At 67.5% G+C, this 23,810-nt stretch carries 17 protein-coding genes and 1 other RNA gene; 6 read left to right on the top strand and 12 right to left on the bottom strand.

The features are described from left to right. Position 1: 1 nt before the first annotated feature. From mraY to mraZ, 7 genes are read right to left on the bottom strand one after another with little or no spacing between them, the layout of a single operon-like run. Positions 2–1,087, bottom strand: coding sequence for a phospho-N-acetylmuramoyl-pentapeptide-transferase (gene mraY / locus AC5P8Y_RS07670; protein WP_033834434.1), 1,086 nt, complete (start codon positions 1,085–1,087; stop codon positions 2–4). After that, the gene (locus tag AC5P8Y_RS07665; RefSeq protein WP_049433198.1) at positions 1,077–2,471 is read right to left on the bottom strand and encodes a UDP-N-acetylmuramoyl-tripeptide--D-alanyl-D-alanine ligase; all 1,395 of its coding nucleotides are present in this window, start codon (positions 2,469–2,471) and stop codon (positions 1,077–1,079) included. Before AC5P8Y_RS07665 ends, mraY begins: the two co-directional genes overlap by 11 nt. Beyond that, positions 2,468–3,976, bottom strand: coding sequence for a UDP-N-acetylmuramoyl-L-alanyl-D-glutamate--2,6-diaminopimelate ligase (locus AC5P8Y_RS07660; protein WP_033834433.1), 1,509 nt, complete (start codon positions 3,974–3,976; stop codon positions 2,468–2,470). Before AC5P8Y_RS07660 ends, AC5P8Y_RS07665 begins: the two co-directional genes overlap by 4 nt. Then, entirely contained in the window at positions 3,973–5,817 is a 1,845-nt protein-coding gene (locus AC5P8Y_RS07655; RefSeq protein WP_005412243.1) for a peptidoglycan D,D-transpeptidase FtsI family protein, read from the bottom strand. Before AC5P8Y_RS07655 ends, AC5P8Y_RS07660 begins: the two co-directional genes overlap by 4 nt. Continuing rightward, positions 5,814–6,077, bottom strand: coding sequence for a cell division protein FtsL (gene ftsL, locus AC5P8Y_RS07650; protein ID WP_005412242.1), 264 nt, complete (start codon positions 6,075–6,077; stop codon positions 5,814–5,816). The genes AC5P8Y_RS07655 and ftsL overlap by 4 nt, the downstream gene beginning before the upstream one ends. Further along, positions 6,074–7,042 (bottom strand): 16S rRNA (cytosine(1402)-N(4))-methyltransferase RsmH, encoded by a 969-nt coding sequence (gene rsmH, locus AC5P8Y_RS07645; RefSeq protein WP_012479154.1) that lies wholly within the window; start codon positions 7,040–7,042, stop codon positions 6,074–6,076. The genes ftsL and rsmH overlap by 4 nt, the downstream gene beginning before the upstream one ends. A 14-nt stretch (positions 7,043–7,056) precedes the next feature. After that, the gene (mraZ, locus tag AC5P8Y_RS07640; protein ID WP_004143635.1) at positions 7,057–7,503 is read right to left on the bottom strand and encodes a division/cell wall cluster transcriptional repressor MraZ; all 447 of its coding nucleotides are present in this window, start codon (positions 7,501–7,503) and stop codon (positions 7,057–7,059) included. Between the two features lie 322 nt (positions 7,504–7,825). Between mraZ and AC5P8Y_RS07635 the strand changes: the two genes are divergently transcribed. After that, complete coding sequence (locus AC5P8Y_RS07635) at positions 7,826–8,578, top strand: NRDE family protein (RefSeq protein WP_033834460.1); 753 nt, start codon at positions 7,826–7,828, stop codon at positions 8,576–8,578. A gap of 279 nt (positions 8,579–8,857) precedes the next feature. Next, the gene (locus tag AC5P8Y_RS07630) at positions 8,858–9,337 is read left to right on the top strand and encodes a DM13 domain-containing protein (protein WP_005412238.1); all 480 of its coding nucleotides are present in this window, start codon (positions 8,858–8,860) and stop codon (positions 9,335–9,337) included. Between the two features lie 138 nt (positions 9,338–9,475). Here AC5P8Y_RS07630 and rnpB read toward each other — a convergent pair. Both rnpB and rsmI read right to left on the bottom strand, forming a co-directional pair. Beyond that, an RNA gene (gene rnpB, locus AC5P8Y_RS07625) (RNase P RNA component class A) lies at positions 9,476–9,827 on the bottom strand. A gap of 155 nt (positions 9,828–9,982) precedes the next feature. Beyond that, the gene (gene rsmI / locus AC5P8Y_RS07620; protein WP_005412235.1) at positions 9,983–10,801 is read right to left on the bottom strand and encodes a 16S rRNA (cytidine(1402)-2'-O)-methyltransferase; all 819 of its coding nucleotides are present in this window, start codon (positions 10,799–10,801) and stop codon (positions 9,983–9,985) included. A gap of 81 nt (positions 10,802–10,882) precedes the next feature. On the opposite strand from rsmI, the gene AC5P8Y_RS07615 reads away from it, so the two are divergent. The 4 genes from AC5P8Y_RS07615 to AC5P8Y_RS07600 all read left to right on the top strand — a co-directional run bounded on the left by AC5P8Y_RS07615 (position 10,883) and on the right by AC5P8Y_RS07600 (position 15,099). Further along, positions 10,883–12,604 carry a penicillin-binding protein activator gene (locus AC5P8Y_RS07615; protein WP_049402415.1) on the top strand — a complete coding sequence of 574 codons (1,722 nt, stop codon included), beginning with the start codon at positions 10,883–10,885 and terminating at the stop codon, positions 12,602–12,604. Continuing rightward, positions 12,594–12,962, top strand: a complete 369-nt coding sequence (locus AC5P8Y_RS07610; protein ID WP_174842129.1) for a YraN family protein — start codon at positions 12,594–12,596, stop codon at positions 12,960–12,962. Before AC5P8Y_RS07615 ends, AC5P8Y_RS07610 begins: the two co-directional genes overlap by 11 nt. Before the next feature lie 110 nt (positions 12,963–13,072). Further along, positions 13,073–13,717: a metal-dependent hydrolase gene (locus AC5P8Y_RS07605; protein ID WP_049402372.1), complete on the top strand. Its 645-nt coding sequence runs from the start codon at positions 13,073–13,075 to the stop codon at positions 13,715–13,717. Beyond that, on the top strand, positions 13,714–15,099 hold the full coding sequence (locus AC5P8Y_RS07600; protein ID WP_111108793.1) for an FAD-binding oxidoreductase: 1,386 nt from the start codon (positions 13,714–13,716) through the stop codon (positions 15,097–15,099). Before AC5P8Y_RS07605 ends, AC5P8Y_RS07600 begins: the two co-directional genes overlap by 4 nt. 22 nt (positions 15,100–15,121) lie before the next feature. Here the strand turns inward: AC5P8Y_RS07600 and AC5P8Y_RS07595 are convergent, their stop codons facing one another. The 3 genes from AC5P8Y_RS07595 to AC5P8Y_RS07585 all read right to left on the bottom strand — a co-directional run bounded on the left by AC5P8Y_RS07595 (position 15,122) and on the right by AC5P8Y_RS07585 (position 23,708). Then, positions 15,122–17,143, bottom strand: coding sequence for an acyltransferase family protein (locus tag AC5P8Y_RS07595; protein WP_495201888.1), 2,022 nt, complete (start codon positions 17,141–17,143; stop codon positions 15,122–15,124). A gap of 192 nt (positions 17,144–17,335) precedes the next feature. Continuing rightward, positions 17,336–20,914 carry an autotransporter family protein gene (locus AC5P8Y_RS07590; RefSeq protein ID WP_495201887.1) on the bottom strand — a complete coding sequence of 1,193 codons (3,579 nt, stop codon included), beginning with the start codon at positions 20,912–20,914 and terminating at the stop codon, positions 17,336–17,338. Positions 20,915–21,029: 115 nt separating this feature from the next. Beyond that, positions 21,030–23,708, bottom strand: a complete 2,679-nt coding sequence (locus AC5P8Y_RS07585) for an autotransporter family protein (protein ID WP_495201886.1) — start codon at positions 23,706–23,708, stop codon at positions 21,030–21,032. Between the last annotated feature and the right edge of the window lie 102 nt (positions 23,709–23,810).

Genomic DNA, 23,810 nt, shown 5'->3' with positions numbered 1-23,810 from the left:
CTCAGCGCACCTTCAACGTGGCCAGGCCGATCAGCACGAGCACGACGGAGATGATCCAGAAGCGCACGATCACGCGCGGCTCGGGCCAGCCCTTCAGTTCGAAATGGTGGTGGATCGGCGCCATGCGGAACACGCGCTTGCCGGTCAGCTTGAACGAGGCCACCTGGATCATCACCGACAGTGTTTCGATGACGAACACGCCGCCCATGATCACCAGCACCAGTTCCTGGCGGGTGATCACCGCGATCGTGCCCAGCACCGCGCCCAGCGCCAGCGCGCCGATGTCGCCCATGAAGACCATGGCCGGATAGGTGTTGAACCACAGGAAGCCGAGGCCCGCACCGGCGATGGCCGCGCAGATGATGACCAGCTCGCCGGCGCCTGGAATCTGCGGAATCTGCAGGTAGTTGGCGAATACCACGTTGCCCGAGGCATACGCGAACACGCCCAGCGCGCAGGCCACCAGAACGGTTGGCATGATCGCCAGGCCGTCCAGGCCGTCGGTCAGGTTCACCGCGTTGGAGAAACCGACGATCCAGAAGTAGGCGATCGCCACGAAGCCAATGCCGGCCAGCGGCAACGCCACCGACTTGAACATCGGGATGTAGAACGTCAGCGCCGCCGGCACGTCGGCCGTATAGAACAGGAACAGGCCCGCGGCCAGGCCGAAGATCGACTGCAGCAGGTACTTCCAGCGCGACTTCAGGCCGTTCGGGTCACGGCGGACGATCTTGATCCAGTCGTCATACCAGCCGATGGCGCCGAAGCACAGCATCACCGCCAGCACCAGCCACACGTAGCGGTTGCGCAGGTCGGCCCACATCAGTACCGACAGGGTGACGGTGAGCAGGATCAGCGAACCGCCCATGGTCGGCGTGCCGGCCTTGGAGAAATGGGTCTGCGGACCGTCCTTGCGGATCGGCTGGCCGCCCTTGAACTGGGCAAGCTTGCGGATCATCGCCGGGCCAAGCCACAGCGACAGGAACAGGGCCGTCAGCGCGGCAAGGATGGCGCGGAACGTCTGGTAGTTGAACAGCCCGAACAGGCTCTCCAACTGCTGCAACCATCGAGCCAGTTCATACAACATGCGGGGATTCCTCTCCTTGCGCCAGCAGCGCTTTGACGATCAGGTCCATGGCACTGCCACGGGAACCCTTGACCAGGCAGCGCACACCAGCGTGCAACTCGTCCTGCAGCGCCTGTGACAGCGCACCATGGGTATCGAAATGGCGTCCGCCTTCACCGAAGGCGGCCGCAGCGGCGGCACTGAGCGGACCCAGTGCATACAACCGCTTCAGGCCGACGGCGCGTGCACGGATGCCGGCCTGCGCATGCAGCGCCTCGCCGTCCGGACCCAGCTCGCGCATGTCGCCCAGCACCAGCCAGCCCTCTTCCGGCGCGGCGGCCAGGGCGTCGATGGCCGCAGCCAGCGAACCGGGGTTGGCGTTGTAGCTGTCGTCCACCAGCACCGCGCCATTGCGCAGCTGATGGGCAATCTGGCGGCCCGGCACCGGCTGCGCTTCGGCCAGGCCGGTCGCGATCAGCGCCAGGTCGACACCGGCGGCCAGCGCCAGGCTGGCGGCGGCCAGCGCATTGCTGACGTTGTGGCGACCGGGCAGGCCGAGCACCACGCGGGCTTCGCCGCTCGGTGCGACCAGGGTGAACTGGCTGCCCTGCGCGCCGGCGCGGATGTCGCGCGCGGTCACCTCGGCGGTATGTTCCAGGCCGTAGCGCAGCACGCGGCAACGCGGCGGGGTGCCGACGAAATGCTGTTCGAACCAGCGGCCGTAGGCATCGTCCACATTGATCAACGCCACGCCATCGGCCGGCAGCGCTGCATAGATCGCGCCCTTAGTCACCGCCACGCCGAGCAGGCTGCCCATGCGTTCCAGGTGCGCCGGGGCAATGTTGTTGACCAGCGCATAGCGCGGGCGGGCGATGTCGGTCAGGTAGGCGATATCGCCCGGCTTGCCGGCGCCCATCTCGTAGACGGCGTAGTCGGCATCTTCCGGCGCTTCGATCACCGCCAGCGGCAGGCCGATCTCGTTGTTGCGGTTGCCCGGGTTGGCGTAGACCACCTTGTGGGCGTGCTGGGCCACCTGCTGCAGGATCGACAGCAGCAGGCTCTTCACGCTGGTCTTGCCGTTGCTGCCGGTGATCGCGAACACCTCGGTGCCGCGGACGCGCTGCATGCCGGTGGCGATCTTCGCCAGTGCCAGTTCGCTGTCGGCCACCAGCACCTGTGGCAGTTCGATCGGCAGCAGGCGCTCGACCAGCAGCGCACTGGCACCGCGCGCCTGCGCGTCGGCGGCAAAGTCATGGCCGTCGAAACGCTCGCCGCGCAGCGCCACATACAGGCTGCCCGGGCCGAGGCTGCGGGTGTCATTGCTGACCGCATCGATGGCCACGTCGTCGCCGTGGATCTCGCCGCCGGCCCAGTGTGCGATCAGCGAAAGCAGGGTGCGCTTCATGCGGTGCCCTCCCCGGCCTGCGCCTCTAGTACACCGGCCTTGGCCGCCAGTGCAGCGGCGGCCACTTCGGTGTCGTCGAAGTCATGGCGCACGCCATTCACTTCCTGGTACGGCTCGTGGCCCTTGCCAGCGATCAGGATGATGTCACCGGCACCGGCACGCTTCACCGCCAGGCCGATCGCACGCGCGCGGCTGCGCTGCACGGTCACGGCGGAGGCATCGGTGAAGCCGGCCAGGATGTCGGCCACGATCACGTCGCCATCCTCGCCACGCGGGTTGTCGTCGGTGACGATGACCTGGTTGGCCAGACGCTCGGCAATGGCCGCCATCTGCGGGCGTTTGCCGGTATCACGCTCGCCGCCGCAGCCGAACACGCAGAACAGCGTGCCCTGCAGGTGGCCATGCAGGCTGTCCAGCGCCTGTTCCAGCGCGTCCGGGGTGTGTGCGTAGTCGACCACCACGGTCGGCAGGCCACCTTCGCCGCCCAGGCGGTTCATGCGGCCACGGATCGGCTGCAGCGCCGACAGTACTTCGGCGATGCGCGGCAGCGGCTGGCCCTGCGCGTGCAGGGTGCCGGCCACGGCCAGCAGGTTGTCCACGTTGAAGCGGCCCAGCAGCGGCGACTGCACCGCCGCGCGCTGGCCGTCGATGACCAGTTCGAAGGCAATGCCACGGCCATCCAGCTGCAGCGCCTCGGCGCGCACGCTGGCGTCGGTGGCACCGCGCGAGCTCAGGCCGATCGGCTGCACGCCCGCAGGCAGGCCGGCGAACAGCTGGCGGCCGAACGCGTCGTCCAGATTGATCACTGCGGCCTTCAGGCCCGGACGGTGGAACAGCCGCGCCTTGGCCGCGCCGTAGCTGGCCATGTCGCCGTGGTAGTCCAGATGGTCGCGGGTGAGATTGGTGAACACCGCCACGTCGTAGTGCACGGCATCCACGCGACCCTGGTCCAGCGCATGCGAGCTGACTTCCATCGCCACCGCGCGCGCACCGGCGTCGCGCAGCTGCGCCAGCAGCGCATGCATCTGCAGCACCAGCGGCGTGGTGAAGCCGGTCGGCTCGACCGCGCCATAAAGTCCGGCACCCAGCGTGCCGATACTGCCACTGGGCGTACCGAGCAGGTGCCAGGCCTGGGCCAGCAGCTGCACGGTGGAGGTCTTGCCGTTGGTGCCGGTGACACCGACCATCGCCATCGCCCGCGACGGCGCGCCATGGAACTGGTCGGCCATCGCACCCATGCGTGCGCGCAGGCCCGGCACGGCGATCGCATCGGCCGGTGCCGGCAGTTCGGCGGGCGCCGGCGGTTCAAACAGGATGACGCTGGCACCGGCGGCGCGGGCCTGCTCGACAAAGCCCAGGCCATGCGCGCCGAAACCGGCGATGGCGACGAAAGCATTGCCGGGACGCACGGCGCGGCTGTCCAGCACCAGGCCGGTCAGAACGGGGTCGTGCCCTGCAAGGGCAACGTCCGGAAGCAACTGCGAAAGCAACATCGAAGGACTCATTGCGTGCCTCCCGTAGTGGGCGGCGTCTGGGCGTGCGCGCTCGGCAGCGCAGCATCGAATTCAGCGGCGGCATCCACTGGCAGCGCGGTCTCGGCCGGCGGCGCAGGCAGGATCGAGGCCGAGTGACCGACCTTGCCGGACTGCTGTGCGGCCAGCCACGACTGCAGGTCGTCCAGTGGCACGTCCATCAGGCGCAGGGTGCCTTCCATCACGTTGTGATAGACCGGCGCCGACACCAGGCCGCCGTAGAACTTGCCGGCCTGCGGATCGTTGATGACGATGACGGTGGCGAAGCGCGGGTTGGTGGCGGGCACCACGCCGGCGAACAGCGCGTTGTAATGACCCCGTTCGTAACCACCCGGACCGGCCTTGCGCGCGGTACCGGTCTTGCCGGCCACGCGGTAGCCCAGCACCGCCGCCTGCTTGGCGCCGCCCTGGGTGACCACGGTTTCCATCATCGCCACCACCTGCCTGGCGACGTTCTCGTCGATGATCTGCTGGCCTTCATTGCGCTGGCCCTTGACGAAGGTCGGCGCGATCAGACGACCGCCGTTGGCCAGTGCCGAATAGGCGGTAGCGATCTGCAGCGGCGTCACGTTCAGGCCGTAGCCGTAGGACATCGTGGTCTTGGTGGTACCCGACCAGCGCGCCGGGCGCAGCACCACGCCGCCGGATTCACCGGGGAAACCGCTGTGCGGTACCGAGCCATAACCAAAGCGGCGCACGCCGTCGTAGAACACCTGGTCCGGCATCTTCGCCGCGACCTTGGCCGCACCCACGTTCGAACTGCGCGTGATCACGCCAGTCACGTTCAGCACGCCGTTGTTGCGCGGCACGTCACGGATGGTGAAGCGGCCCAGGGTCATGTAACCCGGATTGGTATCGATGATGGTGTCCTTGGTCACCGCACCGGCCTGCAGTGCGGTAGCGATGGTCAACGGCTTCATCGTCGAACCCGGCTCGACCAGATCGGTCACCGCACGGTTGCGGCGCGCATCGGGCAGCGCGCCGGTCAGCGAATTCGGGTTGTAGGTCGGCAGGTTGACCATGGCCAGGATCTCGCCGGTGGTCACGTCCATGATCACCATCGAACCGCCCGCTGCCTTGTTGGCCACCAGCGCGTTGCGCAGTTCCTTGAACGCCAGGTACTGGATGCGGCGGTCGATGCTGAGGGTCAGGTCCTTGCCCGGCTCAGCGGCGCGCAGCAGATCGCTCTCGACGGTCTCGCCCTTGCGGTTGCGGATCACCCGCTTCGCACCGGCCTTGCCGCGCAGCCATTCGTCGAACGCCAGCTCCAGGCCTTCCTGGCCGCGGTCGTCGATGTTGGTGAAGCCCAGCACGTGCGCCATCGCCTCACCCTGCGGGTAGAAGCGGCGGAACTCGCGCTGCGCGGCCACGCCCGGAATCTTCAGCGCGACCACCTTCTCTGCCTCGTCCGGATTGATCCGGCGACGCAGGTACATGAATTCCTTGTCCGACTTCTGCGACAGGCGGCTGCTCAGCTCGTCCACCGACATGCCGACCGCCTGGGCCAGCTCCGGGATGCGCTCGGGCGAACGCAACAGGTCCTGCGGATTGACCCAGATCGAGGCGACCGGCGTGGATACCGCCAGCGGCTCGCCGTTGCGGTCGGTGATCATGCCGCGCGAGGTCTTGATCGGCAGCTCGCGCAGGTAACGGGCCTCGCCCTGGCGCTGGTAGAAGTCGCTGTTGATGATCTGCACGTAGGCAGCACGACCGACCAGCGACACCGAGCACAGGCCGAGCGCGAGCGCGACCCAGCGCAGGCGCTGGCGCAGGTTGAAGGCATTGCGCGGGCGGTTGCGGCCGGCCTTGCTCATGGCCGCACCACCACGATGTCGGCGGCCTCGGGGAACTTCATGCCGAGCTTCTCGCGGGCAATGCGGTCCACGCGGTTGGCCTCGGCCAGGGTCGCCTGCTCCAGCTGCAGGCGGCCGAATTCCAGGTTGATGTCATCGCGCTTGCGCTCGGCGCGCGACAGTTCGATGAACGTCTGCCGATGACGGTGACGCACGAACACGACGCCGATCGCCGAGGCCACGGTGGACGCCAGCAGGATGATCAGCAGCAGCCGGCTCATGCGTCGGCCTCCCGCTTCTGGGCCACGCGCAGCACGGCGCTGCGCGCACGCGGATTGGCGGCCAGTTCCTCGTCGGTAGCCTTGATGGCACCGCCGATCAGGTCCAGCGTCGGCACGAACGCCACCGCCTCAGGCAGGCGGCGGTTGGCCGGCGGCGCCTTGGCCAGGCGGTTCATGTACTGCTTGACGATGCGGTCTTCCAGCGAATGGAAGCTGATCACCGCCAGCCGGCCACCGGGCTTGAGCCGCTCCACCGCCGCATCCAGCCCCGCTTCCAGATCGGCCAGCTCGCGGTTGATGTGGATGCGGATGGCCTGGAAGCTGCGCGTGGCCGGGTGGATCTTGTCTTTCCCACGCGGCATCACCGAGGCGATCAGCTCGGCCAGTTCGGCGGTGCGGGAGAAGGGCTGCTTCTCACGGCGGGCCACGATGGCACGGGCGATGCGGCGGCTCTGGCGTTCTTCGCCATAGGTCCACAGCACGTCGGCAATTTCGCGCTCTTCCACGCGGTTGATCCACTGCGCGGCGCTTTCACCGCTGTCCGGGTCCATGCGCATGTCCAGCGGGCCGTCCTTGCCGAAGCTGAAGCCACGTTCGGCCACGTCCAGCTGCGGCGACGACACGCCCAGGTCGAACAGCACGCCGTCCAGGCCTTCGGCCGTCGCATCCCACTGCAGCAGCTGGGCGAAGCTGCCACGGAAGATGGACACGCGCGGGTCCGGCGCGAAATCGCGCTCGGCAACGGCGATGGCTTCCGGATCCTTGTCCATGACCAGCAGGCGCCCCTCGGGACCGAGCTGGGTGAGCACGCCACGTGCATGACCGCCACGACCGAACGTGCCATCCAGATAACGTCCGTTTTCGATCACCCTCAGGCCTTCAAGGACCTGGGTGTACAGGACCGGCAGGTGCACCGCCGGCGACTGCGACACCGGAAGGTGACCGGTCTGCGCTTCTGGGCGCATCCGGGCACCCCGGCTCACAACTTCAGGTCGAGCAACCCATCACCCAGATCCTCGTCAGACAACGTCTGCTGGATCAGGGCCCGATGCGCCTGCTCGCTCCACAATTCGAACTTGTCGCCCATACCGAGCAATACCGCCTTCTTCTCAATGCCCACCGCACCGCGGTGGCTGGCGGGGATGCTGATGCGACCGTTGCCGTCCAGTTCCAGATGGGCGGCCGAGCCGACCAGCTTCTGCTGCAACAGGCGCACGACGCGCTGGGTGTTGGGCTTGGACATGACGTCGTCGCGGACCCGCTCCCATTCCGACTCTGCATACAGCCACAGGCAGCCGGCTTCGAACGGGTTGTAGGTCAGCACGAGACGGTTGTTGCTGGCGCGCGCGACGAGGTCGCGGTAAGCGGTGGGAACCGCCATGCGCCCTTTATCGTCAACTGTGATGGCCGTCTCGCCCTGGAACACGACGCGTGCACCTATCCTTCGCCCGGTGAAACATTGAACCACGAAAACCCACAAAACACCCGGATTTCCCTCTGATGCCCACCTTAGCAGCGGCCGAGGGGTTGTCAACAACTTTCAGCGGGGAAATCGCCAGCCGCATCAATGGCTTGCAACAACCTTTAGAGAATTGTTCAAGGCTTATCCACAAGTTGCTGATCCGTCTCAATTTTTGAGATTGAACGGAAGTTCAGGGCTGTGGACAAGGCGTGAAACATCGCCCGCGCATTCATCCGGAACCGGCCGGAAACGCCGCCGGACTGCGCAAACGATGCACAATGAGGCCATGTGCCTGCTCGCTCTTGGCTGGATGCACCACCCGCGCTGGCGGCTGGTGATGACCGGCAACCGTGATGAGTTCCACGCCCGCCCGACCGCGGCGCTGGCCCCCTGGCAGGATGAGACCTCCGTCATCGGAGGGCGCGACCTGCGCTCCGGCGGTGGCTGGGCCGGCGTCGGCGCCGGCGGCCGCATGGCCGTGGTCACCAATGTCCGTGATCCGCTGGCCGCACAGACCGGCCCGTCCCGGGGTGCACTGGTGGCCGACTTCCTGCGCGGCCGCGACCCCGCCGCCGTGCATATCGACCGGCTGGCCACCGTGGCGGGCGCGTATGCGCCCTTCAACCTGCTGCTGGCCGATGGCGACAGCCTGGAGTACCTCGGCAACCACCCCGCCGAGCGCCAGAGCCTGGGCCCGGGCGTGCATGGCATGTCCAACGGCGCGCTGGACGCGCCCTGGCCGAAGACCCGACGGCTGATGGACGCGCTGTCTGCGTGGCTGCAGGCCGGCGATGAGGATCTGGCCCCGCTCTGGGCCGCGCTGGCCGACGAACATCGCCCCGCCGACAGCGACCTGCCCGACACCGGCATCGGCCTGGAACGCGAGCGCTGGCTGAGCCCGGCGTTCATCCGTGGCGACGATTACGGCACCCGCGCCAGCACCGTGCTGCTGATCGACGCCGAGGGCCACGGCGAGATCCACGAGCGCCGCTTTGGCCCGCAGGGCGCAGCCAACGGACAGAGCCACGTCATTTTCTGACCGGGTAATGCCGGCCGCTGGCCGGCAACCTCCGGATCTTCGGGTAGGCCACGCAGCTGCCGGCCAGCGGCCGGCACTACCTGCTCCAGGACTGCCAACGGCGTCATTCAGCTTCCCGGCGCAGCGCCTTCTCGCCCGCGCCACAGGGCCTGCGCCGCTGAGGTCATCCCACTGTGCCCCTTTTGCGTCTCGCACTGTGTCTATAAATGCCGCCCGCAACCTCCCAAGGTGCTCATGCCCGGCGCCATGCCGCGCGATCCACATCCACATGGAGGCCCCATGCGCCGTACCCTCATCCTGCTCGCCACCCACCTGCTCACCCTCGGCCTGGGCTTCGGCCTGGGCATCTACCTGCTGCCGATCCTGATCGCTCCCGATGACCCGCCGGTCGCGAAGGTGCAGGCGGCGATGGGCGACGCCCGCTACCACACCACCTTCCGTCGCGACCTCAAGGGCAGCGACGCGGTGCACTGGGCCGAAGGCAACGTCAGCGTCAGCGCCCGCCAGGTCGCGTTCGACGGCAAGATGGGCCCGGGGCCGGACTACAAGGTCTACCTGGTCCGCGACTTTGTCGACAACAAGGCCGATTTCCTGAAGATCAAGGCGCAGGCCCAGCGCATCGGCGAGGTGAAGACGTTCAACCGCTTCCTGGTGGAGGTGCCTGCGAACGTGGACGTGGACGACTACACCACCGTGGTGGTGTGGTGTGAACGGTTCGAGCAGTTCATCTCCGCCGGGCAGTACCGTACGCCGGGTTGAAGACCGCGCGACGTCGAGGTAGTGACGGCCGCTGGCCGGTATTCTGTCCGCCGCTGCTGGCAGCGTGAAGCTGCCGGCCAGCGACCGGCACTACCGATGCGCGGTTCACGCATATGCAAGCACGCATGTAGAAGAAAGAGGCGGAGCCGGCCGATAAGCCGGGTTCTGTCGTGGACAGTCATTCCTCTAGGCGTTACGTCACCGCAACGCTCAAGCAACCTACCCGGATCCAACGCGGGCCGCGCCAAAGGATCCCTATTTGGTCTTGCTCCAGGTGGGGTTTGCCGTGCCGGTCTGTTGCCAGACTCGCGGTGCGCTCTTACCGCACCATTTCACCCTTACCGGCCTTCCGAAGAAGACGTAGGCGGTATCTTTCTGTTGCACTTTCCGTCGGCTTGCGCCGCCCAGGCGTTACCTGGCACCTTGCCCTATGGAGCCCGGACTTTCCTCGGCACCCCCGAAGGGATGACGCGACTGTCTGGCCGGCTCCGCCAGCGCACATTCTAGCCTACGCACGCCCTTCCTGCCGTGCTGATCGCGGCATCCGGTTCATCCATCCACGCATGGCGTGGATCTACCGACTCCGCTGCTCTGGTGGGTGCGGATTCCGCTCTGGTGGGTGCGGACCTTGGTCCGCACGATCCATCAACTGCCGTACAACGCCTTGCGCGGTGCACCGGTCAACTCTGCCGCCAGCTTCGCCGCGGTCGACGGCGGCAGGTGCTCGCTCAGCTTGGCGTAGACGCGACGGCCATGCGCCAGCTGCGCTTCCTCATCGTCGCCGGCGCCCTGCACCATCACCACGAACTCGCCCTTGCGCTGGTTCTCGTCAGCTTCCACCTTCGCCAGCAGGCCGGCCAGGTCGCCATCGAGCACGGTCTCGAACAGCTTGGTCAGCTCACGCGCCAGCACCGCAGGGCGTTCGCCGCCGAAGATCGCCGCCATGTCCGCCAGCGACTCGGCGATGCGATGCGAGGATTCGTAGAACACCATCGTGCGTACTTCACCGGCCAGCGCCTGCAGGCGGTCGCGGCGGCCGCTGGCCTTGGCCGGCAGGAAACCCTCGAAGCTGAAGCGGTCACTGGGCAGGCCGGCCACGCTCAGCGCGGCGATGGCGGCACAGGCGCCGGGAATCGGGCTGACCTTGATGCCCGCCGCACGCGCGGCACGCACCAGACGGAAACCGGGGTCACTGACCAGCGGGGTGCCAGCATCGCTGACCAGCGCCAGCGATTCGCCGGCCTGCAGGCGCGACACCAAGCGCTGGGCCAGGGCCTCTTCATTGTGTTCGTGCAGGGCCACCAATGGCTGCTGGATGCCGAAATGGGAAAGCAGCTGGCCACTGCGGCGGGTGTCTTCGGCACAGATGGCCGCCACCGAGCGCAGCACCTCCTGCGCGCGCGGGCTCAGATCGGCCAGGTTGCCGATCGGGGTGGCGACGACGTACAGGGTTGGCACACTCATTTCAGCGGTACTCACGGGGCAAGGGTAGAATCGTAGCGTGTACCCGGCCAAGGCCGCTGCCCTCATCGCATGGACCCGATCATGAACAAGCCCGCCGCACGGATCTCCGCCCTGTCGCTGTCGTTGATGCTGCTGGCCGGCTGTGCCACCACCAGCTTGACCAGCGCGCCCGAATCGCCGGCCCAGAGCCAGGCGCTGGCGCTGATCGACCAGGGCAAGCCGCGCGACGCCGCACTGCAGTTGGAAGGCCTTGCTGCCACCCTGCGCGGCGGAGCCCGCACCAATGCCCTGGCCGATGCGGCCTGGGCCTGGCACCTGGCCGGCGACAGCGCCCGCGCGCGCAGCCTGCTGGGTCAGCTCACCGCCCGCCAGCTGACCGGCGCCAGCCTGCAGCGCTACCAGTTGACCGGTGCCGAGCTGGCGCTGGCCGACAAGCAGCCGGGGCAGGCCCTGGCCCTGCTGAAGGACCACGGCGACAACGTGCTGCCGGCACTGCGGACGCGCTGGTATCTGGCCCGCGCCACTGCGCTGCAGGGCACCGGCGATGCCTTCGGCGCCGCCACCGAACGTGCCCGCGCCCATGCCAGCCTGACCGGCAGTGCGCGCAGCGAGAACCAGGCCGCCATCGCCGGCCTGCTCGGTACACTCGACGACGCCACCCTGCGCAGTCGTGCCGCCGCCCTGCCGGCCAACGACCCGCTGTACAACTTCGCCGGCCGCGCACTGATTGCACGCGGCCTGCCGCTGCCGCGACCGTTCGACCGCGATGGCGCCGCCCAGTTCGACACCAGCAAGCGCCCGCCGGCGATGAGCGACGGTTACCGCCCGCCGGCCAAGCTGGCCGTGCTGCTGCCGCTCAGCGGCCGCCTGGCCACCGCCGCGCAGCCGGTGCGCGATGGCCTGCTGGCCGCGTACTACGGCGAGACCCGCCGCCGCCCGGACATCAACTTCATCGACACCGCCGGTACCCCGGCCGGTGCCCTCGCCGCCTATGACAAGGCCGTGGCCTCCGGTGCCGACTTCGTGGTCGGCCCGCTGGGCCGCGACGAAGTGGACGCGGTGTACGGCCGTAAGCAGCTGCAGGTGCCGGTGCTGGCGCTGAACCGTGGCAAGGATGCGCCGCCGGCCGGCAGCGCCGGTTTCTCGCTGGCACCGGAAGATGACGGCATCGTCGCCGCTGAATACCTGCGTGGTCGCGAGCGCGGCAAGGCGCTGGTGATCAACAGCGCCGACGATACCGGCCGCCGTGCCGCCGCCGCCTTCGCCCAGCGCTTCGCCCAGCGTGGCGGCCAGGTGGTGGCCACCATCGGCGTCAGCGATGCAGTCGGCGATGTCGGTGCGCAGGTGCGCAATGCCGGCCAGGTCGATGCCGTGTTCCTCGCCGTGCGTGCGCCGCAGGCGCGCCTGCTGGCACCGCAGCTGGCGCTGGCCGGTGCCGGCGGCGCCACCCGCGTCGGCACCTCGCAACTGACCATCGGCAGCGGCAAGGTGGAAGAAGACGTGGCGCTGGACGGCATCGTCTACCCGAACGAAGCCTGGAACGTGCGCAGCGTGTCGGGCCTGCCGTCGGCCAGCCAGGTCGCCAGCACCCTGCCCAGCGCACGCGGTGCAGCCGGCCGCCTGTTCGCTTTCGGCGCCGATGCCTGGAAGATCACCGCCTATCTGGACAAGCTGTCCAACGAAGGCGGCCTGGACGGTGCCACCGGCACCCTGTTCCTGGACAGCAACGGCAACATCCTGCGCCAGCCGGCCTGGTCCACCTTCAATGGCGGCCGGCCGATGCCGATCGCCGGTGGTCGCTGAGCGCAGCCAACGGGGCTCGGCGGTGGAAGCCGCCGCCGAGCAGCATCTGCAACAGGCGGGACTGCAGCCGCGTGCGCGCAACGTGCGCTATCGCGGCGGTGAACTGGACCTTGTGATGGACGATGCCGGCACCGTGGTGTTCGTGGAAGTGCGCTATCGCGCGCGATCGGATTTCGGTGGCGGTGCCGCTTCGGTGGATGTGCGCAAGTGCCGACGCCTGGCGCACGCCGCGCAGCTGTACCTGCAGGACAACCCGGCGCTGGCCGATGCACCCTGCCGTTTTGATGTGGTCGACGCCACCGGCGAGCCGCCGCAGCTGCGGTGGCTGCGTGATGCGTTCCGGCTGGATGATTGCTGATGGGTACCGTCCGCTCTGGTAGAGGCCGACCCTGGTCGGCGCTTCTGTGCCAACCAAGGTTGGCACCTGCCAGCGCGCAGCCAGGCCGGCACGACCACGGTGTGTGACTGATGCCTTCGATCATCACCCATGCTGCCGTGCCGCTGGCGCTGTGGTGCGCCGCTGATCGCGGCCGCATCCCGCCGCACCTGCTGGCGGCCGGCGTGATTGCAGCGATGCTGCCCGATGCCGATGTACTGGCCTTCGCGCTGCACATTCCCTACGCCGATGCGTTCGGCCATCGCGGCGCCAGCCATTCGCTGCTGTTTGCCGGCATGCTGGCGGCATTGGCCGCGGTGCCGGCGTTCTTTGGTAACCGCCGATCTTGGTCGGCACCACACAGGCCCGGTAGTCGCCGACCTTGGTCGGCGGTTTCGTGCCAACCAAGGTTGGCACCTACCTGGGCGCGGCCAACGGTGGCATCTACCGTGCAGGCGGCAGTGTTCGTCTTCATCTGCGCTGCCAGCCACCCGTTGCTGGATGCGATGACCTCGGGCGGCCTCGGCGTGGCCCTCGCCTGGCCCTGGAGCGAACAACGCTTCTTCGCGCCGTGGCGACCGATCCGCGTTTCACCGTTCGCCCCACAGTTCTTCAGCGCGCGCGGCCTGGCCACCCTGCTGTCGGAACTGCGCTGGGTGTGGCTGCCACTGGCTGGCGCCGTTGTCACCTGGAAACTGATCCAACCCGCTCCTGCTGCCCCACGAGATCCGTCATGAGTCCTGCCCTGCCTGCTGCCCTGGTTGCCGAACTGTCCGCCCTGCTGGGTGCCGATGGCTGGCGCATGGATGACAACGCGCTGGAGGCGAACGCGCAGGACAACTCGTGGCGCCACCAGCGCCCCGCTGCCGTCGCGCTGCCCGCCAGCATCGAACAGGTGCAGGCGTTGGTGCGTGCCTGCCGCGCGTATGGCGTGGTTCTGGTCGCACGTGGCGCCGGCACTGGCACCACCGGCGCAGCCGTGCCGCTACCCGGCAGCATCGTGCTGTCGTTCACCCGCATGGACCGCATCGTCGAGATCCGCGCCGGCGATCGCTGCGCGGTGGTGCAACCGGGCGTGCTCAATGGCGCCCTGCAGCAGGCACTGGCCCCGCACGGCCTCTTCTGGGCACCGGACCCGTCCAGTGCGGAGATCTGCAGCGTCGGTGGCAACCTGGCCTGCAATGCGGGTGGCCCGCGCGCGGTGAAGTACGGCACCAGCCGCGACAACGTGCTGGGCCTGGTGGCAGTGACCGGCACCGGCGAGGTGATCCGCTGCGGCGGCGCCTACACCAAAGACGCCACTGGCTACGATCTGACCCATCTGCTGGTGGGCAGCGAAGGTACGCTGGCATTGATCGTGGAAGCCACGCTGAAACTGACCCCGCTGCCGGTCAGCCAGGCCGGGCTGCGCGTGTTGTACCGCGATGCGGATGCCGCCGCAGCCGCCGTGTCGCGGTTGATGTCGCAGCCGGTGGTACCCACCCGCCTGGAATTCATGGACGCACGCAGCCTGGAGCTGCTGCGGCTCAATGGCGCCAATGTTCCGGAGGCTGGTGCGATGCTGCTGGTCGAGGCCGATGGTGACCACGACACCCTGCCCTATCTGCTGCAGGCATTGGCCAGCGCCGCCGAAGGCGACGGCATGATCGAGCTGGACGTGGCGATGGAAGGCCGCGCGCGCGACCAGCTTTGGGCGGCGCGCAAGGCGCTGTCGCCGGCACTGCGGACGGTCGCGCCCGGCAAGATCAATGAAGACGTGGTGGTCCCAGTGTCGCGCATTCCGGAACTGGTGGCCGGTGTACAGGCGTTGGCGCGCGACTACACCCTGACCATCGTCACCTTCGGTCATGCCGGCAACGGCAACCTGCACGTCAACATTCTTTACCACCCGGACGACGCCGACGAAAACGCACGCGCGCATGCCGCACTGCCGAAGATCTTCGAACTGACGCTGTCACTGGGCGGCACGCTGTCCGGCGAGCATGGCATTGGGTTGGCCAAGCGCGATTTCATGGCGCAGGCGTTCAGCCCGGCCACGCTGGCGACGATGCGCGCGATCAAGGCCGCGCTGGACCCGGACGGCATCCTCAACCCGGGCAAAGTGCTGCCGCCGGTGTGAACGCCGCCGGGCATGCCCGGCGCTACCGGGGCGCGCTGCCTACGCTGTCGATGAGGGTCTGGCGGAAGCTGGGCAACAGCACGCGATTACCATGCCCGCTCAGATGGTCATTGTCGAAGAACAGGGGTTCACCGTCTTCCACCGCCGAACAGGTGTCTGGCCCGCACAGCAACGGCAGCGGATCCCACACGGTCAGTGACGGGTAACGTGCGGCCAGGTCCGCCAGCAGTGCCATCTGCGGCACGCGCAGCATTTCCAGATCCGCACGCGGCATGCTCAGACCGCCGGCACAAGCCGGATTGCGGCGGTTGAACCAGTCCGAACAGCGGTACGCACCGGCCTTGAACAACGGCAGCGGTGCATCCAAAACCACATGCACGCCCAGCTTCTGCAGACGTCCAAGAACACGATCAGCCTCATCACGCGCGGCCTGCGCATGGGTCGGGGTGCGCTCGGCAAGCAGTTGACGATAGATCTGCTGTGCATCCTCCCGCTGCCAGTCAAATCCGCGCAGCTCCGGCATTCGCAGGGCCACCAGCAGCACGAAGTCACCGGGGCGCGCCTCGCGCTCGATGGTCGACAACGCGTCCTCAATGAAGCCCTGGCAGTCGGACGGGCTGGCCCGCAGCAGGTTGACGAAGCTGCAGCCGCCGCGATCCTGCTGGCGCACCTCCATGCCGGTCTGGCGCGCGACCATGCTGGCCATGGTGCGATACGCCGCCGCGTGCGAATCGCCGGACACGAACAGTCGCCGCCCTTCAAGCGCCGGCGCACTCACCGGCTCCAATGGGCGCCATGCCGGGTAGCGCCGCGCCTGCCATGCATAGCCGTCACGGGTAACACTCAGCGAGACCTGCTCGTGGTACTCCACGGTGGCCCAGGCACCCGCGCCACATAGCGCCACCAGCGGCAATGCCATCGCCAGCACCTTGCCCGGTGCCAGCCGCAGCAGCGGCGCCGCACGGCGCAATGGGCGTTCGACGAAGTGGTAGGACGCGGCCGACACCGCCAGCAGCAGTACCGGATACAGCCACAGCGCAGCACCGTGCAGGCCGTAGGTCCAGCGCAGCAGCACCAGCAGCGGCCAATGCCACAGGTACAGCGAATAGGACAGGCGCCCCAGGTAGGCGAGCGGTGCGCAGCCCAGCGCGCGGGCAATGCGCGATGACCCCGCTGTCGACACGCTCGCCAACAGCAGCAGGGTACCGGCCACGGTCGCCAGCACCCCCGGCACCGGCATCGCCAGCTGCGGGGCGATCACCACACCTGCGGCCAGCATCGCCAGGCCGGCCGCTGCGACCATGTCAGCGTTCTGGCCCGGCGTGCGCGTGCGCATCCACTGGTACAGCAGCGCGCCCGCGGCCAGCTCCCAGAACCGCGCCGGCAGCAGGTAGAACGCTGCCGCCGGTGCCGTCTGCGCCTGCCAGCCTGCCCACGCCAGCGACAGCAGGGTGAGCACCGGCAACAACCAACGCGACCACGGCCAGCGCTCACGCCCGCGCAGCCACACGAAGAACAGCAGCGGGAAGACCAGGTAGAACTGTTCCTCCACGCCCAGCGTCCACGTGTGCAGGAAAGGGTTCAATTCCGCGCCGGGTGAGAAGTAGTCGTTCTGCTGACCCGCCAGCACGATGTTGCTGAAGCCGACCAACGCGGACCAGCCGGTCTGGTCGAACTGCTCATTGCGCCATGCGCGGGGAATGAACAGTGCCGACAGCACGAAGGTCGCCATCAGCATCACCAGCAGCGCGGGAAGCAGGCGCAGCACGCGACGCCGGTAGAAATCGAGTAACAGCGCGCCCAGCGACGCATGGGTGCGCGAGGCCAACGACTGGCTGATCACGAAGCCGGACACCACGAAGAACAGGTCCACGCCGGTGAAGCCACCGGGCAACCATGCCGCATTGGTGTGGAACAGGATGACGGCCAGCACCGCCAATGCGCGCAGGCCGTCAATGGCCGCATTGTGGGAACGTTCGGGAGGGGACATGCGGGTGACCGGCAGCGAGCGATCCGGCAGCATCGCCACCGTTTGCGCAGTCATTCAATGGACGATCGCGACAGGGCGGGGGTGTGTTTAGGTTCGATGCAGCCTGTGGGCCACTGCAGGGCCGAGCCCCGCTCAGCCGCCCTTCGTCCAGATCGCGTTGAGCCGAGCATGGGCTCGGCTCTACAGCAGCAGTGGGGTCAGAGCCCATTGCCCAGACAATGGAATCCGCCGCCGCTGCAAGCCCGCTTACCAGGCCTTGCGCAGGCCCAGCTGGCCGCCCACGTTGCGGTAACCGTGGTCGCCGCGCTGCACGCTCACGCCACCCCACGCGCCCCAGCGCTGGCCCAGCTTCAGCTCGGCACCGGCCTGCACTTCATAGCGATTGCGCGGCATATCCGCGCCCAGCGTGTCACCGTTGAACTGCAACGCGCTGGTGCCGCTGCCACGCAGCCAGTTCACGGCCAGGTACGGCTGCACCGCATTGCCGGCTGCAGTGCCATGGCCAAACACGCGCACGCCCAAACGCCCGCTCAGGCCACCGGCATCGGCTTGGTCGATCACCGTGCCGTTGCTCTCCACGTGGCGATCGGCGCGGAAATCGACCTGGCTCAGCTGCAGCTGCGGCTGCACATACAGCGCGCTGGCGCTGCCCTGCCACACGTTGAAGGTGTAGCCGGCCTCCAGCGACGCACTGGCCATGCGCGAATCGTAGTGCTCCGGCGCCAGGCCGATGCCCTGCACACGGTTATCGAAGCGGCCGTACTGCAGGTTCGCATCCATGTACGCGCCCTGCGTGCCGTCAGCCGCCTGCAACCAGGTGCCGTACACACCCACCGCGCTGCCACGCACCCGCCCCTTGGCGTTGTAGCCGGTCAGATCGGACACTGCGCTGCTGTCGGCACGACCCGTGCCCAACATCACGCCGAACGCTGCATTGCCTCGGCGAACCAGGTCACTGCCGATCTGCAGCACCGAGGTGTTGCCGTCGATCGACAGTTGACCGCCGACCGCGCTGAAGTCCGCCTGCTGCCGGCCCACGCGCGCCCACGCGGCACGGCCTTCATCCAGCGGGACGGTAACGATGCGGTCGTTCAGACGATGGGAAAACATGTTGATCGCAGCCGACTGGTTTGCCAGGTACGCACCGGCTTCCGGTCGCAGCAGCCGAGGCGGAGTGATGGGGTCGACCGGATCGATCGGGTCTATCGGCGTACAGTCCGGCAGCGACGGATCGACCTGGCACGGGTCGGGCGTCGTCGGCAGTTCGGAGCGCAGGTACCAGTTGCCCTCGCCGCCGGCCACGCCCCCCTTGTGCAGGAAGTACTCATACGTACCCGCCACGGCACGTCCGGCCAGCGTGTAGCGGGCCAGCGACGCGCCATCGACCCGGATCAGTTCGATCCCGTCCAACGTTTGCGCACCGAGGCCGCCGACGTTGTTTACCATTACCTGCGCATCGCCCCACGCATCGCCGCGCACGTGCAGACGGTCGATCATCGACCCGTCGCCCTGCAATGCACCGTTGAACAGGAACGTCGCAGCGGTCGTATCCAGATCACCAGCCACAGTCAACGTGTTGAAAACGCGCCCGTCGGACAGTGCAAGGCCACTGCCGTTGACCCGCAGCGATTTGACCGCGGTATCGCCGGTCAACGTCCACTGGCTGCCACTGTCCAGCGTGACGCCGTGCAGCCGATCCGAGCGGCCCACCCACAGCGAGCCCTCCGACAGGCGCACGTGCAGCTCCGACTGCGGCCCCCGGCCCGCCGCCAGATCGTCGGGATTGATGACGATGTCGCCCTGCATCCGCGCGCCCTCCGCCAAGGCCAGGTCGAAGCGACCGGCCACGGCCGCATCCAGCTGCACGGCGCTGCCGTTGCCACCGTACAGCAGCGCGCCCTTGCCCAGCGCCAGTCCGGCATCACGCATGGAACGGATCCAGGCACCGCCGTGCTGCTGGCTCACCAGCGATCCGCCATCGATCTGCAGGCGGCCGCCATCGTTGACCACTGCCGCCCACGAGCCCTCGCCTTCGGTCAATACGTGGGTGTCATGCAGGACGATTTCGCCCGTACCCGCTGCCAGTACGCCATGCGCCTGGGCACCTCGCGTGACGACGGCACTTTCCTGCAAGTGCGCTGTGCCGCCATCGCGTGCAACCACCGCAGGCGAATCGTCACCAGTCGTTTCAACCCAGGATCCGATCACCTCGGCCTGCGGCGTGGCAGAATGCCTGCCATCGACCCACAAGCCAGCCGCACCGGTGCCAGATGCGCGCAGCGTGCTTTCATGCACCCTCGCCACGCCACCTTCCTGCCACAGCGCTGCGCCCCCCGCGGATGTGGACTGCAGTTCCGAATGGCGCACCTCCAGCGAGGTGTTTCCAGACTGGCTCACGCCGGTGCCACCCACAACCACACTGGCATCGACATGGGCCGTGCTTCGCTCGCCGGAAAGCCGCAGGCCGGCGCGGAAATACCGGTCTTCTCCCTCAGAGGCTTCAAGCCGACTGCCCACGACGTCGACGTGATTGTCCGCTCCAGTCATCGCCAGCGCATTGCCTATTGCGTAAACATTGCTGTCGTGAAGGCTCAGCCGGCTTCCATCACTGCGCATGTCGATGGCGCGATGCAGAGGCCCATTGCTGCGCAATCGGCTTCCGGATACCGCGACAGCACTGCTGCCAAGGACCAGAGCGACGGCGCCGCTCAGTTCGCTGTCGGCAACAACCAGCGTGCCGTTGTAGCTTTCGATAGCTGCACCCGCTCCGGCATCTATGCGACTGTCATTGACCGTTGCCGTTGCGCCGGCCTCCAGGGACAGCCCTTTCGCCGTGAATCCACGATTCTCTTCGCCCAGATCGATCGCGACACGATCCAGCGTCATCTTGGCGTTCTCCTGCACCCTGATGGCATCGGTATCGCTGGGTGCCATGGGCTGCTCGACAATTCGTACGTCCCTGAGCATCACGTGCGCTGTGCCGGCAACCATGATGCCCTCTCCCGGGCCCACCGGCAGTTCCACCAGCACCCCGTCCAGCGTCGAGGTCCCTCCGCTCGCATTCAAGGCGTGTCCACCTCCCGCCAGGATCGTCCCTCCCCGCATCCGCAGCAGGCCGCCTGATACGTCGACCGCAGGGCCCGTGGGCCATTTGTCAGAACCCTGGATATGCAGATCCTCCAGAGCAACGTCCCCTCCCTCGACCAGAACGCCGCTACTGCTCTCACCACTCACTGTGATGCGTGTGCCGGACGCCTGCAGGACCGCGCCGGCACCCACCGAGATGCCATGCGCGCGCCTGCCGTTGGTCTGGATGCTGCCACCCTCGATCACGACCCGGCTCCCTTCACCATCAACTGCCACCGCCACGGCACCCGAATAGCGGGTTTCCAGATGCACGCCGGAAAGACGGGCGTATCCTCCCGTGCCAACAGAGATGCCGGGCGCGCTGCTCCCCCCAGAGTAGATACTGCCCGCTTCCAGCGCAACGCGGCTTCCCGAGCCTTCGACCCGGACAGCTGGAACGTCGTCGTCCCACTGGTAGAGATTCACCGATCCTGAGGGAATGATCGAACCGCCGTTGAGCGCGTGGAATACCGGCGCAGCGTCACTGCTGTAGGCTCGATATTCACCGGCTGCAGGCGTCTGCTCATCACCGTCGGCGATGACCTGTTGCGCATGCGCCGAGAAGCCGGCGAGCACGCCAGCAAGCAGCCCCAAAGAGGGGACGACACGATGATTGCGACACATGAAAGCGCTCCGACGAAAGGCAATGTCGCAAATGGTCCTTTCTGTCGCAGAGCTCATCCATGCAACTTGTTGCAATCAGGCAGTACAGGGGTCGGTGGGTTCATCGGGCGTTGCGCGGCCCGCATTGCAGACCCGCGCTGGCAGCCAGGAACGCCGCCGGGCGTAGGCCCGGCGCTACAACGATGCTGTGCTACCAGCGCCGTGCCACGCCGAGCTGTGCGCTCGTCTGGCGGTAGCCGTGATCACCACGCGAGACGTTGAGGCCGCCCCAGGCGGACAGGCCGCCCCGGAACTGGATGCGCACCCCGCTTCCCACTTCGTAGCGACTGCGCGGTGCAATACCGGCGATTGTCTCGTTGCCGAAACCGAGCTCGGATCGACCAGTATCACGATACCCGTGGGCGGCCAGCCATGGACTGACCACTGCGCCCTCTCCTCCGGCACCCTGCCCCTCCAGGCGCAACCCCAGGCGCCGTGACCACGCGGTACTGGTTGGATGTGCGATCGAGGTGCCGGTTGTCTCCACGTGCAGGTTGCCGCGATCGCGGAACTGGACGATCTGTACATCCGGTTGCAAGGTCAACGCGGTGCCGCCAAGCGTGCCCAGCGGCAGGCGGTAGCCGGCCTGAAGCGATGCCTGGCGTGCGCGCGACCGGTAGTGCTCTGGCGCCAGCGCATCACCCTGCACGCGATTGCGGAAGCGTGCATGCACAACTGCAGCATCCACATAAGCGGCCTCACCCTGCCAACCGGCGTACACGCCGAGGGCATTGGACTGCACCCGGCCGCGGGCGGCATAGCCGGTCAGGGTCGAGCGCGACTGCGCATCGGCACGCCCGGACGACAGCAGCACGCCAGCGCGGCCACGCCCGGCGTCGAACACGCCCAGGTCGGCGCCCAGCTGCAGGCTGTTCCACTGCGCCGACTGCTGCAGCTGATCCACCAGGCCCGGCAGTTGTGCCTGGCCACTATCGACGCGGGTCCACCCCCGTACGCCCTCCTGCCCCTCATTCGTGGCCAGATGCTGTCGAGGCTGCAGCAGCGCCTGTCGCACCCACCGGTTGGCCAGATAGGCACCCGCTTCCGGTCGCAGCACGCCTGCCGGGTCAGGCAGTGATGGAACTTCCGGGGTCGAATCAGGGCCCGGCTCCGGTGTCGGATCGGGTACTGGATCGGGTACTGGATCGGGATCGGGTACTGGATCGACACCACAGCCGGGCAGGGTCGGATCGTCATCACATGGGTCAACGGCGGACAACTGCGAGCGCAGGTACCAGTCACCATCGGCGCCATCGTGATGCAGGAAGTACTCATACATGCCGCCGACCGCACGACCGGACAGGGCCAGCGTCGCCAGCGACTGCCCGCCCACGGTGATCAAAGGGATTCCCTTGTCGGTTGCGGCCCCGTCGCCAACGCCGACCACCGAGACCGTACCATTGCCCAGGAAATCGCCCTGGACGTCGAAGCGATCACTGGCCGCAGCGTCGCCGCCAAGAACCGTATCCAGGCGCAGGTGACCTTCATCAAGAAGCAGATCGCCGCGCACGACGAAGCGATCGCCTGCATGGCCGTTGGCCAGCGACACTTCGCTGCGCTGCACACTCAACTGATCGACCATGGCGTTGCCGTCCACCTGCCAGACGCTGCGCTCGCGCAATGCGACATCGAGCCGACCAACATCCGCGACGCGGGCGCCCCCCCGCATCAGGCTGCCCTGCAGCTGGACATCGGCCGCGGCGAAGCGGCCGATATCGAACAGTGCACCGCGCTCGTTCGCAAGTACGCTGCCCGCCTGCGCGTGCAGCTGCAGGCGAGTATCGGGTGCCTCCAGGACGATCGCCGCAGTTCCTCCGCCAAGCAACTGCGATGCGTGCAGGTTCAGCTGTGCCTGGCCATGCCGCACCGCCATGCGCAGCGCCGCGTCGCTGCCCTCTGCCACGCTGTTGACCATGTCCAATCGATTGGCATCGCCATCGAGGAAGCGCACTGCATCGCCCTGCAGCGCCTGTACCTGGCTGTCCTGCAGCATCAGTTCGGCGCCCATGCCTGCACGGCCCGCGTCAGCGCCGCGATAGCCTGCGATGATGCCGCTGCTGCCGCTGCCCTCAACGCGAACCTGCACGCCGTACAGCTGGGCACGGCCCGCGTAGGCGTACGACGGGCCTCCGAAACCAATGTGACCCGACTCGACGTAGAGCCCCGTGCTGTCTTCCCCCGCTGTGCGAATGCTACCGCCCTGCATGGCCACATCCGATCGATAGTTCCAGAGGCCGAACGCCCTGTCACCCTGGGTCGCGATGTCCACGTTGCGCAGCTGCAGCCACGCACTGGGATTGAGCGCGACGCCCGCACTATCCTGGCCCTGCGTGATGATCGAGCTGTCGATCACGGTGGTCGTATTCGCCTTGGCGATGAATCCTGACGCGTCCGGCGAAATATTGCCTACGTACAGCCCCGTCGAAGCCTCGCCAGAGGTCCGCAGGTTCGACCGGCTGATCCTTGCACCGTCCGCATGGTTGCTGGTCATCACCACGGCGTCGGACATCATCCCTGTAGTCTCGACCCGGCTGTCTTGCATGACCAGATAGCCACGGTGATTGATATCCATCTCCACGCCTGGCCAGCGATCGCGACTGCCGATCACGGTTGTGTCGTAGACCTCCAGCGACCGATCGAACCAGAGATCGTGGGCGGCGATCTCAACGCCACACAGGTAGGACACCTCTACAGCCGGATCACCCGGATTGGCCGGGCGCGGAATGCTCGGGCAAGGCACGCCGGGAGGAGCGGCGGCAACCGATGCTGCGGGCAGAACCAAGGCCAGCATCAATGCGGCCGCCAGAGGCTGTCGGGTGAGGGTGGTCATGGCGTCCAGAAATCGAAAGGTGGATATGCAGGAACTTTCGTCCCGTACGCCACCGAATGCCATGCAACTTGTTGCAAATCCATCCGCAGTACGAAAGCTGCG

The sequence above is a fragment of the Stenotrophomonas sp. YJH_SMC_12-1 genome (assembly GCF_059370935.1).
The sequence above is the reverse complement of the archived record's forward strand: the minus strand, read 5'-3'. Positions and strand labels throughout refer to the sequence as shown.

What these genes read in the sequence shown, in the direction of transcription:
- AC5P8Y_RS07665 (WP_049433198.1), bottom strand. Translation starts at nt 2,471, where the DNA reads ATGAAGCGCACCCTGCTTTCGCTGATCGCACACTGGGCCGGCGGCGAG.
- mraY (WP_033834434.1), bottom strand. Translation starts at nt 1,087, where the DNA reads ATGTTGTATGAACTGGCTCGATGGTTGCAGCAGTTGGAGAGCCTGTTC.
- AC5P8Y_RS07660 (WP_033834433.1), bottom strand. Translation starts at nt 3,976, where the DNA reads ATGAGTCCTTCGATGTTGCTTTCGCAGTTGCTTCCGGACGTTGCCCTT.
- rsmH (WP_012479154.1), bottom strand. Translation starts at nt 7,042, where the DNA reads ATGCGCCCAGAAGCGCAGACCGGTCACCTTCCGGTGTCGCAGTCGCCG.
- rsmI (WP_005412235.1), bottom strand. Translation starts at nt 10,801, where the DNA reads ATGAGTGTGCCAACCCTGTACGTCGTCGCCACCCCGATCGGCAACCTG.
- AC5P8Y_RS07655 (WP_005412243.1), bottom strand. Translation starts at nt 5,817, where the DNA reads ATGAGCAAGGCCGGCCGCAACCGCCCGCGCAATGCCTTCAACCTGCGC.
- AC5P8Y_RS07605 (WP_049402372.1), top strand. Translation starts at nt 13,073, where the DNA reads ATGCCTTCGATCATCACCCATGCTGCCGTGCCGCTGGCGCTGTGGTGC.
- AC5P8Y_RS07595 (WP_495201888.1), bottom strand. Translation starts at nt 17,143, where the DNA reads ATGACTGCGCAAACGGTGGCGATGCTGCCGGATCGCTCGCTGCCGGTC.
- ftsL (WP_005412242.1), bottom strand. Translation starts at nt 6,077, where the DNA reads ATGAGCCGGCTGCTGCTGATCATCCTGCTGGCGTCCACCGTGGCCTCG.
- AC5P8Y_RS07635 (WP_033834460.1), top strand. Translation starts at nt 7,826, where the DNA reads ATGTGCCTGCTCGCTCTTGGCTGGATGCACCACCCGCGCTGGCGGCTG.
- AC5P8Y_RS07600 (WP_111108793.1), top strand. Translation starts at nt 13,714, where the DNA reads ATGAGTCCTGCCCTGCCTGCTGCCCTGGTTGCCGAACTGTCCGCCCTG.
- AC5P8Y_RS07630 (WP_005412238.1), top strand. Translation starts at nt 8,858, where the DNA reads ATGCGCCGTACCCTCATCCTGCTCGCCACCCACCTGCTCACCCTCGGC.
- AC5P8Y_RS07585 (WP_495201886.1), bottom strand. Translation starts at nt 23,708, where the DNA reads ATGACCACCCTCACCCGACAGCCTCTGGCGGCCGCATTGATGCTGGCC.
- AC5P8Y_RS07615 (WP_049402415.1), top strand. Translation starts at nt 10,883, where the DNA reads ATGAACAAGCCCGCCGCACGGATCTCCGCCCTGTCGCTGTCGTTGATG.